Source organism: Planctomycetaceae bacterium, from assembly GCA_039680605.1.
Taxonomy (GTDB): Bacteria; Planctomycetota; Phycisphaerae; order SM23-33; family SM23-33; genus JAJFUU01.
In genome coordinates, this window is sequence record JBDKTA010000049.1 from 42,293 (window position 1) to 57,107 (window position 14,815).

14 protein-coding genes are annotated in these 14,815 nt (G+C 65.8%); 7 read left to right on the forward strand and 7 right to left on the reverse strand.

Going from position 1 to position 14,815, the window contains the following annotated elements:
- Nucleotides 1-28 precede the first annotated feature (28 nt).
- The 7 genes from ABFD92_14995 (at nucleotide 29) to ABFD92_15025 (ending at nucleotide 9,057) form a co-directional block, all read left to right on the forward strand.
- Nucleotides 29-1,138, forward strand: coding sequence for a UDP-N-acetylglucosamine--N-acetylmuramyl-(pentapeptide) pyrophosphoryl-undecaprenol N-acetylglucosamine transferase (locus ABFD92_14995; protein MEN6505845.1), 1,110 nt, complete (start codon nucleotides 29-31; stop codon nucleotides 1,136-1,138).
- A 334-nt stretch (nucleotides 1,139-1,472) separates the two neighbouring features.
- Complete coding sequence (murC, locus tag ABFD92_15000; GenBank protein ID MEN6505846.1) at nucleotides 1,473-2,894, forward strand: UDP-N-acetylmuramate--L-alanine ligase; 1,422 nt, start codon at nucleotides 1,473-1,475, stop codon at nucleotides 2,892-2,894.
- Nucleotides 2,854-3,729 (forward strand): UDP-N-acetylmuramate dehydrogenase, encoded by an 876-nt coding sequence (gene murB, locus ABFD92_15005; GenBank protein MEN6505847.1) that lies wholly within the window; start codon nucleotides 2,854-2,856, stop codon nucleotides 3,727-3,729. Before murC ends, murB begins: the two co-directional genes overlap by 41 nt.
- Nucleotides 3,730-3,860: 131 nt before the next feature.
- On the forward strand, nucleotides 3,861-4,781 hold the full coding sequence (locus ABFD92_15010) for a D-alanine--D-alanine ligase (GenBank protein ID MEN6505848.1): 921 nt from the start codon (nucleotides 3,861-3,863) through the stop codon (nucleotides 4,779-4,781).
- Nucleotides 4,782-4,793: 12 nt separating this feature from the next.
- A complete protein-coding gene (locus tag ABFD92_15015; protein MEN6505849.1) occupies nucleotides 4,794-5,960 on the forward strand; it encodes a DnaJ domain-containing protein in 1,167 nt (388 codons plus the stop codon).
- Complete coding sequence (locus tag ABFD92_15020; protein ID MEN6505850.1) at nucleotides 5,944-6,621, forward strand: hypothetical protein; 678 nt, start codon at nucleotides 5,944-5,946, stop codon at nucleotides 6,619-6,621. Before ABFD92_15015 ends, ABFD92_15020 begins: the two co-directional genes overlap by 17 nt.
- Nucleotides 6,622-6,744: 123 nt before the next feature.
- Nucleotides 6,745-9,057 (forward strand): heavy metal translocating P-type ATPase, encoded by a 2,313-nt coding sequence (locus ABFD92_15025; protein MEN6505851.1) that lies wholly within the window; start codon nucleotides 6,745-6,747, stop codon nucleotides 9,055-9,057.
- On the opposite strand, the gene ABFD92_15030 is transcribed toward ABFD92_15025, so the two are convergent.
- The 7 genes from ABFD92_15030 to ABFD92_15060 all read right to left on the reverse strand — a co-directional run bounded on the left by ABFD92_15030 (nucleotide 9,013) and on the right by ABFD92_15060 (nucleotide 14,692).
- A complete protein-coding gene (locus tag ABFD92_15030; GenBank protein ID MEN6505852.1) occupies nucleotides 9,013-9,798 on the reverse strand; it encodes an RsmE family RNA methyltransferase in 786 nt (261 codons plus the stop codon). The two genes, ABFD92_15025 and ABFD92_15030, sit on opposite strands and share 45 nt — an antisense overlap.
- A gap of 5 nt (nucleotides 9,799-9,803) precedes the next feature.
- Nucleotides 9,804-10,397: an imidazoleglycerol-phosphate dehydratase HisB gene (hisB, locus tag ABFD92_15035; GenBank protein MEN6505853.1), complete on the reverse strand. Its 594-nt coding sequence runs from the start codon at nucleotides 10,395-10,397 to the stop codon at nucleotides 9,804-9,806.
- Nucleotides 10,398-10,421: 24 nt separating this feature from the next.
- The gene (locus ABFD92_15040) at nucleotides 10,422-10,838 is read right to left on the reverse strand and encodes a four helix bundle protein (GenBank protein ID MEN6505854.1); all 417 of its coding nucleotides are present in this window, start codon (nucleotides 10,836-10,838) and stop codon (nucleotides 10,422-10,424) included.
- A gap of 86 nt (nucleotides 10,839-10,924) precedes the next feature.
- Entirely contained in the window at nucleotides 10,925-11,983 is a 1,059-nt protein-coding gene (hisC, locus tag ABFD92_15045; protein MEN6505855.1) for a histidinol-phosphate transaminase, read from the reverse strand.
- Between the two features lie 76 nt (nucleotides 11,984-12,059).
- The gene (gene hisD, locus ABFD92_15050; protein ID MEN6505856.1) at nucleotides 12,060-13,457 is read right to left on the reverse strand and encodes a histidinol dehydrogenase; all 1,398 of its coding nucleotides are present in this window, start codon (nucleotides 13,455-13,457) and stop codon (nucleotides 12,060-12,062) included.
- Between the two features lie 149 nt (nucleotides 13,458-13,606).
- Nucleotides 13,607-13,870: an Mpo1-like protein gene (locus ABFD92_15055; GenBank protein ID MEN6505857.1), complete on the reverse strand. Its 264-nt coding sequence runs from the start codon at nucleotides 13,868-13,870 to the stop codon at nucleotides 13,607-13,609.
- Nucleotides 13,871-13,882: 12 nt separating this feature from the next.
- A complete protein-coding gene (locus ABFD92_15060; protein ID MEN6505858.1) occupies nucleotides 13,883-14,692 on the reverse strand; it encodes an ABC transporter permease in 810 nt (269 codons plus the stop codon).
- Nucleotides 14,693-14,815: the final 123 nt, after the last annotated feature.

Here is a 14,815-nt window from a genome sequence, read left to right on the forward strand (position 1 = left end):
TGCGCCAATTCTGGTACAATCCTGCTCGATGAGCAGCAGGATGTACATCTTCGCCGGCGGCGGGACTGGCGGGCACATATATCCCGGCCTGGCAGTGGCCGATGAACTGTTGCGCCTCGACAGCGGCGCCAAGATCGTCTTCGCGTGCTCCAACCGCGATATCGACCGGCGAATCCTCGACGCCCTCCCTCACGCCATCGTCCCCCAGCCGGTGCTGCCGCTGCCCAACTGCCCCCTGCAGGTGCTGCCGTTCCTGCGGGCCTGGTGGCGCAGCGGCCGCTTGGCCCGGCGGCTCCTGGACGACCTCAAACCCGCCGCCGTCCTCGGGCTGGGCGGTTTCGCGGCCGCTCCGCTGGTGGTAGCCGCGGCCAGAAAAGGCGTTCGCTGCGCGATGCTCAACCCCGATGGCGTCCCCGGTCGCGCCAACCGCGCGCTGGCGCGGCGCGCCGAGATTATCTTCACGCAGTTCGAAGAGACGACCGGTTCGTTCGCGGCGGCGCTGCGCCCCAAGGTGCAGGCGGTCGGTTGCCCGATCCGCCGCGTCGCCGGCGCGTCGCGGCAGGAGGCGGTGGGGCACTTTGATTTGGCTGCGGCCCGCAAGACGCTGCTGGTGCTGGGAGGCAGCCTGGGCGCCAGCAACATCAACGCGGCGGTGGAAGCGATTCTGGACGACATCGCGGCGCTCGACGATCAATGGCAGGTGCTGCATGTGACCGGTTCAGCCGCCCAGGAGGAACAGCCAAGCCGCAAGCGGCAGGGGACGACGCCGCCGGTGCGGCGCGTGGCATATTGCCAGCGCGTGGACCTGGCGTATGCGGCCGCCGATTTGGCCCTGTGCCGCGCGGGCGCCTCGACAGTGGCGGAACTGGCTGCGGCGTCAGTGCCGGCGGTCTTCATGCCCTACCCGTATCATCGAGACGCTCACCAGGCCGCCAACGCTGCCGCGATGGTGCGATGCGGCGGGGCGGTGATCTGTCCCGACGACAAAGACGCCGCCGCCAATGCCGCAAACCTGCGCCGCTGCCTGCTGCCGTTGATGGCCGACGCGGCGAAACTTGACGAGATGCGCCGCGCCGCCGCTCAAGTGGCCAAGCCCCACGCGGCGGCCGCCGTGGCGCAGTGGTTGGTGCGGTCGTAGAACGTGTCGCGGACGTCTCGCCCGCGCGTGGCAATTGGGTGCCGTGGCGGGGAGCCCCGAAGGGGCGGACAGCCACGACGGACGCGCGCCAAGAACAGGGGATCGTGGCTGTCGGGCTGCGCCCTCCCGCCACGGCACCCTTGGGTGCCTCCGGGGACGGCAGAGTCGATTGCATGGCTAAAGAAAAGTCGACGCCCCGGGCGATAAGAACAGTAGGAATTGTCTGAGCTTCACTGGTGGCACAGCCTTTCCAGGCTGTGACAAGGTTGCTGTTGCCATGCAGCGAAGACACAGGCTGGAAAGCCTGTGCCACCGATGGATGGATGTTGTCTTTATGACGCAAACGAATAACCAACCCGCCGCTGAGAGTTTCGTCGGCAAGAGCGTTCACCTGATCGGCATGGGCGGGTGCGGGATGGGCGCCATCGCCGGGGTGCTGCTGGCGCAGGGGGCGCGGGTGAGCGGGTCGGACTCGGGGGCCTCGGAGTTGCTCGACCGCCTGGCCCGCCAGGGCGCGACGGTACACGTGGGACAGCGCGGGGGCAATATTCCCGCCGATTGCGAACTTGTCGCCTACTCGGCGGCGATCCACAACGAGAACCCCGAGTTGGTTGCCGCACGGCAGCGGGGGCTGGAGGTCGTGCGTTACAGCGCGATGCTCGGGCGGTTGATGGCCCAGCGGCAGGGTATCGCCATCGCCGGAACGCATGGCAAGAGCACCACCACGGCGATGGTGGCGTACGCGCTCAAGACGGCAGGGCTGGATCCCAGCTTTGTCGTCGGCGCCATGGTCGATCAGCTCGGCGGGCCCAGCGGCGTGGGAAGCGGTCCGCATTTTGTGGCCGAGGCGTGCGAGTTCGACCGCAACTTTCTGGACCTTCGCCCGCGGTACGCGGCGATCCTCAACGTCGAGGAAGACCACCTCGACTGCTATCGCGACCTGTCGGCGATCATCGAGGCGTTCCGCGCCTTCGGCGACCTGGTGACCCCGGGCGGGGTGCTGGTGGTCAACGGCGAAGACCGCAACGCCGCTTCGGCGGTCTCCCGCGCACGCTGCGCCGTCGAGACCTTCGGCCTGACCAGCTCATGCACCTGGCGGGGCGTCAACGCCAGCGCGCAGCAGGGCATCGTCTCGATGGACGTGCAGCATGGCGGTCAACCGTACTGCCGCATCACCGTGCCGCTGCCGGGCCTGCACAACGCGTACAACACGCTGGCGGCCGTGGCGCTGCTGCACCACGCGGGCGTTCCGGCCGACCGGATGGCGGCGCTGTTGGCGGGGTTCACCGGCGCGCGGCGGCGGATGACGTTCAAGGGCGACGCCGGCGGCGTGACGGTGCTGGACGACTACGCGCACCATCCCACCGAGATCGCCGTGACGCTGCGGGCCATCCGCGAGCACTACCGCCCGCAGCGCCTAGTGTGCATCTTCCAGCCGCACCAGCACAGCCGCACGCGGTTTCTGCTTAAGGACTTCGCCCGCTCGTTCAGTTCGGCCGATGAAGTGATCGTTCCGGACATTTACTTTGTTCGCGACAGCGACCTTGAAAAAGATTACATTTCATCCGAGGATCTGGTGTCGCAGATCCGCCTGCACGGCGGGTCGGCTCGATATATTGAGGCGTTCGATCAGATTGTCGAGCAACTCGCTCTACAGTTGCACAGCGGCGACCTGGTGGTGACCATGGGCGCCGGCAACATCTGGGAAGTGGCCGATGAAATTGTTCGCAGGTTTGGAAGAAATCGTCAGGGTTGATGAACCGCTGGCCGGGCACACGTGGCTGAATATCGGCGGCCCGGCCATGTACTTCGTGCTCCCTCGCAACGTCGAGGAGCTGGCGGAGGTGGTGCGCCGCTGCCGCGAGAACGAAGTGCCCATGTACGTCCTGGGCAGCGGGGCCAACGTGCTCATCGACGATGCCGGCGTCAAGGGCGCCGTCATTCATCTGCACAAGGCGTTCCAGGAAGTCTCGGTTACCGACAACGGGCTGCGCGCCGGCGCCGGGGCCGACCTGGGCAAGCTGGTGCTGCGCTGCGTGCGCGGCGGCCTGTCGGGCCTGGAGTGCCTGACGGGAATTCCCGGAAGCATCGGCGGCAGCGTGAAGATGAACGCCGGCGGAACCTTCGGCGACATCGGCAACGTGATCGACTCGGTCGATGTGATGACGGCCGAGGGCGAGGTCTTCACCCGCTACCGCGGCGACCTGGCCTTTGCCTACCGCTCGACGAACATCACCGCCAAGTTCATTCTTTCGGCCGAGTTTCGCCTCGTCGAGGACGACCCGCACCGCATTCTCAAGCAGGTCAAGCAGATCTGGATGTACAAGAAGAACTCTCAGCCGCTGGCCAAGCGCAACGCCGGGTGCATTTTCAAGAATCCGCGCGGGCTCTCGGCCGGGGCCCTGATCGACCGCTCGGGACTCAAGAACAAGCGCGTGGGCGGAGCGTACGTTTCGCCCAAGCACGCCAACTTCATTCTGGCCGACCAGGGCACCACGGCCTCGGACATCCTCAAGCTGATCAACATCATTCGCGAGACGGTGTACAAGCAGCACGAGGTGTACCTGGAGCTGGAAATCGACGTCTGGTGAGGTTGGGCGAGTGACGCTGGGTGCCATGGCGGCCGTTGTTCCGCCGCCATGCTGGTGGATCGTTCAGGGACATGGCGGCTGAGGAACGGCCGCCATGGCACCCGGGGCATTAGGGATAGCAGGGACAACGCATGGATGCGCTGGACATAACCGTTCTGTTGGGTGGGCCTTCGCCGGAGCGCGAGGTCTCACTGCTCAGCGGCGCCGCCGTGGCCGACGCGCTGGAGCGCCTGGGCCATCGCGTGACCCGCGCCGACATCAGTCTGCGCGACACTTCCGCCCTCGATCGAAAAGGCATAGACCTGGTTTTCAACGTTCTGCACGGCGAGTTCGGCGAGGACGGACAGGTCCAGACCCTCTGCGAGCAGCGAGGCCTGCGGTACACCTTTTCCGGTCCCCACGCCAGCCGCCTGGCGATGGACAAGGCCGCCTCCAAGCAGGCCTTCCTCCGCGCGGGCCTGGCCACGCCGGCCTGGATGGTCATCGAGGACTTCCACGACCCGGCCAAGGTGCAGAAGTGGCTGACCGAACTGCCCCCGCCGGTGGTGGTCAAGCCCGTCGGCGGCGGATCGAGCGTCGACGTGATCATCGCCCGCACGCCCGCCCAGCGGGACGACGCGATGGCCGCCCTGCTGGACAAGAACGGCCGCGTCATGCTCGAACGCTACGTCGCGGGGCGCGAGTTCACCGTCGGCGTGCTGGGCGAGCAGGCCCTGCCGGTGCTCGAGATCATTCCCGACGGCGAGTTCTACGACTACCGCTCCAAGTACTCCGACGAGGCCAAAACGCAATACGTTTTTGACTCAGACATTCCGCCCGCAACAGCCGAAAAGATGCAGCAGTGGGCACTGGCCGCCCACGCCGCTCTGGGCTGCCGCGACCTGTCGCGCGTCGACTTCATGCTCGGGACCGACGCCGTGCCGCAGGTCATGGAGGTCAACACCATCCCCGGGTTCACCAGCCACTCGCTGGTGCCCATGGCGGCGCGGCGGATCGGGATGTCGTTCGACCAGCTTGTCGAAAAAATCGTGGCCCTGGCCATGCAGCGCTGAGGAACACCGGCCATGAAACGAAAAGAAAAACCCAAGATTGCCAAGCCGCCCCGGCCGCCGCGACCGCCGCGGCAGATGAGCGTCACCGGCCGGGTCGTGTTCTACGCGGTCTGCGGGGTCGTGTCGGCCGCTGCTATGGCGGCGGGCATGCGCCTATTAGAAGAGCACGTGCAGCGGCAGGATGTTGTGCGGACGCAGGAGGGGCAGATCGCCCTGGCCGACAAACCGCAGTGGATGCCTCGCCTCCTGGCCGACCAGATTTCGTCGCAGTTGTTGCCCGATTACTATTCAGAACTGAGTGTGCCGCGGGGGGCCACGAGGGAACAGATCGAGGCCGCTTACCAGAAGCTGGCTCGTTTGCTGGACCCGAAAGTCAACAAGAGCTCCGACGCCGCGCGCAAGCTGATCGAAGTCGACGAAGCGTACGCCGTGCTTTCTAACAACGCACGGCGCCGGAAGTACGATATGGGCTGGGCCAACTCCGAACTGGCCGACATCATCTATCACCGGGCGAAGAGAAATCCCTGGGTGCGCACGATCAGTCACGTTGTCGCCCGCCCCCCGACCGACGCAAAGACCTGCCAGATCGAAGTGGTCGCAACGTACCATCAGCCCAAAGCCCGCGTGCAGATGGAGCGGGATTACGCCTTTGTCTCGGCGGACGGCACGCGCCTGCCGCCACAGCAGGTGCCGCGGTACGTTGTCTCGCGGCCGATGCCTAACGGCAAAATGCAGGTGGAGTCCTACATCGGACTCAGCGATGTGCCGCCGCACGTCGAGCCCAAGCCGATTCATTACATCACGATCTACGGCTGCAAGATGCCCGCCCCGGCGATAGGGCAGAAGTGGCTCGGGCAGGACCTCGCCGACGGTCTGCGGCTGGTCGAGCTGGTCGAGAACCGCCCGTACGCGCCGCAGATCACCGTGGTCGACTTGCGCAACCACGGCGGCAGCAGCCCCTCGGGACCTCGCCTGCGCATGTGGGCGCAGGTGGGCAGGGGCAAGGCGACCGATATCCGCTTTGGCCAGTTCCCCCGATACGAGGGCGACTACCTCGTGCCTCCCGAGCGAAAGCTCGCCCAGCTTGACCAGTTCGTCCGCATACACGGCGGGCAGCTTGGCAGCACGAAAGACTGGTTAGACGTGCGATACGATCGACTCCATGCCAGCCCCAACTGACAGCCCGAGCCCCGCCGCGGCTGCCTGGACCCCCGCGACGCTGCTGTATCTGCTCGTGCTCCTGGCGGGCCTGGCGGTGGGTTTGTGGCCGCGATGGCTGTATATCCCCCTGGAAGCCTCCGCCGGACCGCTGCCGACGCTTCACGTCCTGGCCGTCGCGCAGGCGCTGTGGCTGGTGCTGATGTGGCCGCTGGTGCTGATGCGCTCCGGGCGCTCGGGAGTCAGCTTTGTTCTGGCGGCACTGGCGGCGCTGGCGGTGCAGCTAGTTGTGGCTGCCCCGTTCTATGTGGCCGCCGCCTGGCTCAGCGACGCGACCTGGCTTGACGTGCTGCGCCTGATCATCTTCCTGCTGTGCCTGGCCCCGCTGGCAATAGCGGCTGCGGCGCTGATGGCCAAGAATGCCACCGCCGCCGCCTGGACGCTGCTGGCGCTGATGCTCCTGTCGCTGGGCCTGCCGGCGCTGTACTACCTGGGTCTGGAGTTCTGGACGTACGGCGGCGGCTCTGTCGAATGGCTGTGGAACCTTGGCCCCCTCACCGCCGCCTGGTCGGTCGCAACCGCCCGCGGTACCTCCATTCTGCCCCACCCCCTGTGGTCGCCAGGCGTGCTGCTGACGATGGGCGCCATCGCCGCAACGTTGACCTTGTTGCGCCCTCGTTAGCGGTGGGTCTTGGTCCCGTGGCGACCCGCACAAAACAACAACGTGTCGCCATGCCACCCACTCATTCATCTACCCAATCATCCAATCATCCAATCACGCCGCTGTCCCCGCTACAATTCGTTCATGAACCGAGGGGGCAAGGCATCTTCTACTTTGGAGAAGGATCCCGTCTGCGGGATGGACGTCGATCCTGACGACGCGGCCGCTACAGTCGAACGCGACGGACAGACGTTCTACTTCTGCAGCAAAAGCTGCGCGGAACGGTTTGACCGCAATCCGTCGGCGTATACCGGCGGGCGGCAGGCGAAGGGCGAACCGCCAGCCCAAGAGCAGGCGGTCTATACCTGTCCGATGCATCCGGAGGTGCGGCAGATGAAACCGGGTTCATGCCCGGTGTGCGGTATGAGCCTCGAGCCGATGATGCCCGCGGCGGCTGCGGAAGAGGATACCTCCGAGCTTCGCGACATGACGCGGCGGTTCTGGATCGCCGCGGCACTGTCGGCGCCGCTGCTGGTGGCGGCGATGGGGCACATGGTCGTCGCGCTGGGCATCTCCGGCCGGGCGCGAGGGTGGGTCGAGATGGCGCTGGCCACGCCGGTGGTGTGGTGGTGCGGATGGCCGCTGCTGGTGCGCGGCTGGCGATCGGTCCTGTCGCTGCGGTTCAACATGTTCACGCTGATCGGCCTGGGCGTGCTGGCGGCGTGGGGGTACAGCCTCGTTGCCGTGCTGGCCCCGGGGGCGTTTCCGGCGTCCATGCGTGAAGACGGGGCCGTGCCGGTGTACTTCGAGGCCGCCGCGGTCATCACGACGCTGGTGCTGCTGGGGCAGGTGCTCGAGCTGCGGGCGCGGCGGCGCACGGGGGCGGCGATCCGCTCGCTGCTGGACCTGGCGCCCAAGACTGCGCGGCTGATCGAAACCGACGGGAGCGAACGGGACGTTTCACTGGACGAGGTGCAGGTGGGCGACCGTCTCCGCGTTCGACCCGGGGAGAAGATTCCCATCGACGCGGCGGTGATCGAGGGCAGCGGCAGCGTCGACGAGTCGATGGTCACCGGCGAGTCGATGCCGGTCGAGAAGCAGCCCGGCGACGAGGTGATCGGCGCGTCGGTGAACCTTACCGGCGGGTTCGTGGTGGAAGCGCGGCGCGTCGGGGCCGGCACGCTGTTGGCGCAGATCGTCGAGATGGTGCGCCATGCCCAGCGCAGCCGTGCGCCCATCCAACGCGTCGCCGACCGCATGGCGCAGTGGTTTGTGCCGGCGGTGCTGGCGGCCGCGGCGATCACCTTTCTGGTCTGGCTGGTCTGGGGACCGGCGCCGGCGGCGGTACACGCGCTGGTGGCGGCCGTGGCGGTGCTGATCATCGCCTGTCCCTGTGCGTTGGGGTTGGCGACGCCGATGTCGGTGATGGTCGCGGTGGGGCGCGGGGCCCATGGCGGCGTGCTGGTGAAGGATGCCGCCGCTCTGGAGACGCTCCAGCGCGTCGACACGCTGGTGATCGACAAGACCGGCACGCTCACCCAAGGCAAACCTAAGCTCATGAGCGTCGTGCGGCTGGGCGACCTGCACGCCAACGAACTGCTGCGACTGGCTGCGGCCTTGGAGCGGATGAGCGAACACCCGCTGGCGGCGGCAGTGGTCGAGGCCGCCCGCGAGCGGGGCATCGAGCTGCCGGCGGCTGAGGATTTCATCGTCTACGGCGGCAAGGGGGTCAGCGGGCGGGTCGCAGAACACAGCGTCGCCATCGGAAACGTCAAGCTGATGGCCGATTGCGGCCTGGATGTCGAGCGCTTCGGTGGAACCGCCGACGAACTGGCCGAGCAGGGGCAGACGGTGATGTACGTGGCGGTGGACAACCAGATCGAGGGCTTGCTGGGCCTTGCCGACACGATCAAGGAGACCACGCCCCAGGCCGTAACTATGCTGCATGCGCAGGGCCTGCGCCTGGTGATGGTTACCGGCGACACGCAGGCCACCGCCCGTGCGGTGGGGCGGCAGCTTGGGATCGACCGCGTCGAAGCAGGCGTGCTGCCCAAGCGAAAGAACGAGATCGTCGGGCAACTTCAGGACGAAGGGCACGTCGTGGCGATGGCCGGCGACGGGATCAATGACGCCGCCGCCCTGGCGCAGGCCCATGTGGGCATTGCCATGGGCACCGGCACGGACGTGGCGATCCACAGCGCCGGTCTGACGCTGGTCAAGGGCGACCTGCGCGGGATCGTGAGGGCGCGGCGACTGTCGCAGGCGACGATGAAGAACATCCGCCAGAACCTGTTCTTCGCCGTGATCTACAACGCGGTGGGCATTCCCATCGCGGCGGGGGTGCTGTACCCCTTCCTGGGCGTGCTGCTGAGCCCGATGATCGCGGCGGCGGCCATGACGTTCAGCTCGGTTTCAGTGATCGCCAACGCTCTGCGCCTGCGGCGCGTTGAACTGTGACGAAGGGCTCTGACAGAGAGCGATGGTACCCGCCAGCAGCGCGATCGCGGCTGTCTCCACGCGCATGATCGTGTGCCCCAGGCGGGCGGGGGAAAACCCCGCCTCGGCCAGCGCCGCCTTCTCCGCGGCCGTCAGATCGCCCTCGGGTCCGATGACGATGCCGATATCCCTCCCGGCGGTCCAGGCGCCCATGACCTCCCGCAGCGACGGGGCCGCGGGGTCGATCTCGCCCAGGACGTTCAGGCATCCCTGCCACGCTCGCGGCAGTTGCAGGGCGGGCAGGGGCTGATGAATCTCCGGCAGGTGCTCCAGGCCGCACTGCTTTGCTGCCGCGATGCAGTGGCCCAGCCACCGCTGGCGCGTGTTTTCCGAAAGCGTCTCGCCGCCGGCGACGCTGCGCTCGAACAGGACCGGTTGCAGTGACGCGGCGCCCAGTTCAGTGACCTTTTCCAGCAGCCAGTCCAGGCGCTTGCCCTTGGGCACGGCGAAGCCGACGTGGACCCGGGGCTCGGGGCGCACGTGACGCTGCAGGTCGTCCACGGCCACCTCGGCGGAAGTCTTGCCCAGGGTGACGATGCGCCCGTGGGCGACGACGCCCTTGCCGTCAAAAAGTTCGACCGGATCGCCGGCCCCCAGACGCAGCACGTGCCGCGCATGATGCGACTCGTCGGCCGGCAGCGCCGCCGAAATGCCCGACAGGTCCGGGCAGTAAAAACGCGGGCTTTTGGCGGGGCCGGACACGGCCGTTACAGTTTGCCCTTGGTGCTGGGCAGTTCGCGGCCGCGCGCGGCGTCGGGCTCTTTGGCCGCTCGCAGGGCGATGGCCAGGGCCTTGAAGATCGCCTCGGCGATGTGATGGTCGTTGCTGCCGTAGGGCACGCTGACGTGCAGATTGATGCCCGCCGCTGCGGCCATCCGGCGCAGGAACTCCTCGACGAGCTGGGTGTCGAACGTGCCGATCTTGTCGCCGGTGAAGGCGACCTGGAACACCGTGGCCGCACGCCCGGACAGATCCATCGCGACTTCGGCCAGCGACTCGTCCATGGGAACGCGCGCCCATCCGAAGCGGCGGATTCCCGCCTTGGTGCCCAGCGCCTTGGCCAGCGCCTCGCCCAGGCAGATGGCGACATCCTCGGCCGTGTGGTGATCGTCAACCTGCAGGTCGCCGTCGGCCTTGACCGTGATGTCCGTGAGACTGTGCTTGCCGAGATGATCGAGCATGTGATCGAGAAACCCGATGCCCGTCCCAGCGGCCACCTTGCCCGCGCCGTCCAGGTCGAGGCTCAGCTCGATGTTCGTTTCGTTGGTCTTGCGTTTGACTGTAGCTTTGCGATTGGGCATGAACTAGATCCTCGATCCTAGGTCCTAGATCCTCGGGTTCGCTCTGACGGCCGGCTGATATTTTATGGTTCGATTGCCGCTGGCAGTCAGGCTCTTGATCAGAGCTCGCAGCAGCCGCTGCACATCTTTGCACAAGCCCAGCAGGCGAGCTATTGCCTTGTCTGTTGTATATCTTAGCCGAAGGGAAAGCAAAGCTTGAGTCTCAACCTCGTTGCAGGACCCTGCGGCCATAGCGAGAAAACGCACGTAATCATCGCGAGTCATTCTGCCGTTGCCTTCGGCGATGTTGCTGGGAATGCTCACTGCGGCCCGCCGCAGTTGATTTCGCAGCCCAAACATCTCTTCCTTAGGAAACTGCATACTGACTCTATAAGCTTCTTCGACAAGTTCCATCGCCTTTTGCCAGACAATCAGGTCCTTGTAATCTCTAATCTTGTCCATAATCGTTCGTTTCTCTGTGAAAATGAATACCCGCGTAACAGGAGTAATGCGCCGAGAGCACAATCTTGTATCCCTGCCCCTGGGATCTAGGATCTAGGATCTAGGATCTTCTTTATTGCCCCAATCAGTTCCGCGTTCTGCTCTTCCGTTCCGATACTGATACGCAGCTTGTCATCCAGGCGAGGCTGGTTGAAATACCTGACCAGAATCCCGGCGGCCTTAAGAGCCTGGTAGATCTCCGAGGCGTTGCCTCGTGGCGGGCGGGCCAGGACGAAATTGGACTGGCTGGGCCAGACTTTAAAGCCCATGGCGGCCAGATCGGCTGAGAGTTTGGCGCGAGAGGCTTTGACTTTCTCTGCGTTGGCGTTCTTCCAGGGCTGGTCCTTCATGGCCGCGGCGGCTGCGGCGCAGGCGATGGCATCTACGTTGTAGCTGTCTTTGACTTTGTTGAGGCCGTCGAGCAGCGTCGGTTGGGCGAAGGCGAAGCCCATACGCAGGCCAGCCAGCGAATAGCCTTTGCTCAGCGTTCGCAGAACGACCACGTTGGGGAACTTGGCCACCAGCGACAGGGCGTTGCCTTCGGCGAAGTCGGCGTAGGCTTCATCGATCACCAGCACGCCGGCCACCGCCGCGGCGAGCTTCTCCATCTGCTCCAGCGGCACCAGCGTGCCCGAGGGGCTGTTGGGGTTGGCGACGATCGTGACAGCCGCCCGCACGCCGCGCAGGGCGTCGAAGGGCAGGGCGTAATCTTCCGGGTAGGGCACCTCGACGAACGGGGCGTTCTGGATCTTGGCCAGCGTCTGATAGAGCACATACGTCGGCGTGGGGTAGGTGACGATGCGTCCCTCGCCCAGGCACGCGCGGAACACGATGGTCAACAGATCATCGCTGCCGTTGCCCGCCAGCACGCAGTCGGCCGGCACGCCCAGCGCTTCCGCGGCCGCCCTGCAGGCCGCGCGGGCCATCGGGTCGGGATACCGCCGCAGCAGCTCCGGATCGAATGCATGCACCGCCCGCACCACCGCCGGCGACGGCGGGTACGGGTTCTCATTCGTATTGAGCTTGATGACCTTGACACCGGCAGCGGGCTGCTCGCCAGGCTCATAGCCGGTCATTGCGTCGATGTTGTTGCGGAAGAAGGTCATAAAACAGATCCTAGATCCTAGGTCCTAGGTCCTCGATCCTCGGGGTCCGACGGTCATGCTTCCTAGGATCGAGGATCTAGGACCTAGGATCTTTTCGCCTGCGAACGGCCGCCGCATGGGCAGTTAAGCCTTCACTCGTCGCGATATCTATGATATCGCCGGCATCGGCACTGAGCGACGCTTCGTCGTATCGCACCATACTGGAGGCTTTCAAAAAGTCGTTCACGCTTAGCGGTCCGGCGAATCGGGCCGTGCCGGCCGTCGGCAGGACGTGTGACGGACCGGCGTAGTAGTCGCCCACCGGCACCGGCGTGTATGCGCCCAGGAAAATCGCCCCCGCGTGGCGGATGCGCTTCAAGGCTGCATCGTCGTCGGCTGTGACTATCTGCAGGTGCTCGGGAGCGAAGGCGTTGGCCACGTCGCACGCTGAGGCGATGGTCTCGACGACGACGGCCGCACAGTACTCGTCCAGATACGCCCCGATTGCCTGTGAACGTTTCAGCGTGGGCAATTGCCGCTCGATCTCGTCAGCGACCTGTCCTGCCAGGGTGGCGCTGGTGGTGACCAGGACGGCTGAGCCCGGATCGTGCTCGACTTGTGCGAGCATGTCGGCGGCTACGAAGTCGGCGCGGGCTGTCTCGTCGGCGACGATCAGCACTTCGCTGGGCCCGGCGATGGAGTCGATGCCGACTTGCCCGAAGAGCTGCCGCTTGGCCTCGGCGATGTAAGCGTTGCCTGGTCCGACGATCTTGTCGACGGGCCGGATAGTCGGCGTGCCCCAGGCTGCCGCGGCGAGGCCCGCCACGCCGGCGGCGCGGTAGACCTCCGCCACGCCCAGTTCGCCAGCCAGCGCCAGCACCATCGGGTGGATGTCGCACGTGCAATCAGGTGGCACAGCCTTTCCAGGCTGTGCATGCACAGGCTGGAAAGCCTGTGCCACAGGGGCCGTGGGGGGCGAGACCATGACGATCTGGCGCACGCCGGCGACTTGCGCCGGCACGACGGTCATCAGAACGGTTGAGGGATAGATCGCCTTGCCGCCGGGAACGTACACGCAGACGCGGTCCAGCGGCAGGTATCGCACTGACATCCACCGTCCGCCGCGCCGCAGCGACGGTTCATCCGCGATTCGGATGGCCTGCTGATAGTCGCGGATATTGTCAGCCGCACGGCGCACGATCTCCATGAATCGTTGCTCATGGGCGCAGTAGTGGTCATGGGCGGCCTTGATGCATTCTGCGCTGACGCGCAGGTCGGCGGCCTGGAGATTGCCGCCGTGGATCTCGCGCGTGTGGGTGGCGACATATTCATCGCCCTCGCGCCGGACGCGGTCGATGATGGTCCGCACCTGGTCGGACATGTTCGAAGCGTTTGCGGCGCCGGCGACGAGTCCGCCCTCATGCAGGCGGCGGCGCAGTTCCGCCACGGCAGAGTCGTTGAGCGGATCCGATGCTGTAATGATTCGCAGGCCCATAATGGGCACACTTTAAGCTTGGCGGCAGGGATTTGCAATGAATCGCGCCAGGACGCTTGTGTGGCGCGAAGGCGAGAGGGTGCTACGCACAACTCCGTTGTGCGTGTCCCTGAATGCAGGTTGCCGGGAGCATGGGCGGGACGCCCATGCTACTTGCCGGTCTTCCATTCGTCGGCGGGTTTGCCCATCAGGCGGCGCAGGAGCATCTCCTCGCCGCTGCGGTTGCCCTCGACGAGGTGTCCGATAAACTGCAGCGCGTAACCGCCGACGAAGCAGCAGGCCGCAAGCAGCCATTGCTCCCAGACCAGCAGCAGCGGTGCGGCCACGAAGCACGCGGGGATGCCCACCATGTGCAGCCAGAAGCTGGTCGGGTTCTTGTGGCGGTCGAGCCAGTTTTTCAGGGGGTTGCCCATCGCGGCCTTTCTTTAGAGCACGATCTCGATCGGATTGAACGCGTTGTAGATGGTATTGAGGGCGATGCCGACGAAGAAGTCCAGCGCCAGGATCACCACGCAACTGGCCACGAAGCTCTCGGTGCAGGCCCGCCCGACGCCGGCGGCGCCGCTGGTGCAGCGAAAGCCCTTGTAGCAGCCGATGATGCTGATGGCCGCGCCGAAAAACACGCTCTTGATGGGACCGTAGAAGATGTCCCAGACGTAGACGGCCTGGCTGGCGTATCGCCAGAAGTCCGACGAGTTCACTTCGTAGATCTGGACGCTGACAATGTAGCCGCCCAGGATGCCCATCGCGTTGGCGTAGAGCACCAGGATGGGGATCAGCAGGATGCACGCCATGACGCGCGGCACCACCAGCACGCGAATGGGGCTCGAGCCCATCGCCCACAGGGCGTCGATCTGCTCGGTCACCCGCATGGTGCCAAGCTCCGCCGTCATGCCGCCGCCGACGCGACCGGCCAGCAGCACCCCCGCCAGCACCGGCCCCAGCTCGCGCAGCACCGAAAGGTTCACGATCGTCCCCATGCGCGAGAGCATGCCGATGCCTTTGAACTGCTGCACCGTCTGCACCGCCAGCACCGCCCCGACGAACATCCCGGTGATCATCACCACCGGAATGCTCAGCACGCCCACGCTGTAAAGCTGGTACATCAGCAGCTTGAGATTGCGCCGCGTCAGCGCCGACGAGACCAGCCACCCCAGCGACCGACCGCTGAAGCGGCACAGGTCGCCGAAGGCCTCAATGCGGCCGTACGTCCGCCGCCCGATCTGTCCAATCACATTCACGCCCCCATTGTCACAGCCCCGCCGTCGATGGTCAAGGGCATCGGGGTAGCAGAGAGCCGCTGAGGTCGCAGAGGACGCGGAGGAAGAAGGAAGGATGGAAGAACGGAATGATGGAAG

What these genes read in the sequence shown, in the direction of transcription:
- ABFD92_14995 (MEN6505845.1), top strand. Translation starts at nt 29, where the DNA reads ATGAGCAGCAGGATGTACATCTTCGCCGGCGGCGGGACTGGCGGGCAC.
- murC (MEN6505846.1), top strand. Translation starts at nt 1,473, where the DNA reads ATGACGCAAACGAATAACCAACCCGCCGCTGAGAGTTTCGTCGGCAAG.
- murB (MEN6505847.1), top strand. Translation starts at nt 2,854, where the DNA reads ATGAAATTGTTCGCAGGTTTGGAAGAAATCGTCAGGGTTGATGAACCG.
- ABFD92_15010 (MEN6505848.1), top strand. Translation starts at nt 3,861, where the DNA reads ATGGATGCGCTGGACATAACCGTTCTGTTGGGTGGGCCTTCGCCGGAG.
- ABFD92_15015 (MEN6505849.1), top strand. Translation starts at nt 4,794, where the DNA reads ATGAAACGAAAAGAAAAACCCAAGATTGCCAAGCCGCCCCGGCCGCCG.
- ABFD92_15020 (MEN6505850.1), top strand. Translation starts at nt 5,944, where the DNA reads ATGCCAGCCCCAACTGACAGCCCGAGCCCCGCCGCGGCTGCCTGGACC.
- ABFD92_15025 (MEN6505851.1), top strand. Translation starts at nt 6,745, where the DNA reads ATGAACCGAGGGGGCAAGGCATCTTCTACTTTGGAGAAGGATCCCGTC.
- hisB (MEN6505853.1), bottom strand. Translation starts at nt 10,397, where the DNA reads ATGCCCAATCGCAAAGCTACAGTCAAACGCAAGACCAACGAAACGAAC.
- ABFD92_15040 (MEN6505854.1), bottom strand. Translation starts at nt 10,838, where the DNA reads ATGGACAAGATTAGAGATTACAAGGACCTGATTGTCTGGCAAAAGGCG.
- hisC (MEN6505855.1), bottom strand. Translation starts at nt 11,983, where the DNA reads ATGACCTTCTTCCGCAACAACATCGACGCAATGACCGGCTATGAGCCT.
- hisD (MEN6505856.1), bottom strand. Translation starts at nt 13,457, where the DNA reads ATGGGCCTGCGAATCATTACAGCATCGGATCCGCTCAACGACTCTGCC.
- ABFD92_15055 (MEN6505857.1), bottom strand. Translation starts at nt 13,870, where the DNA reads ATGGGCAACCCCCTGAAAAACTGGCTCGACCGCCACAAGAACCCGACC.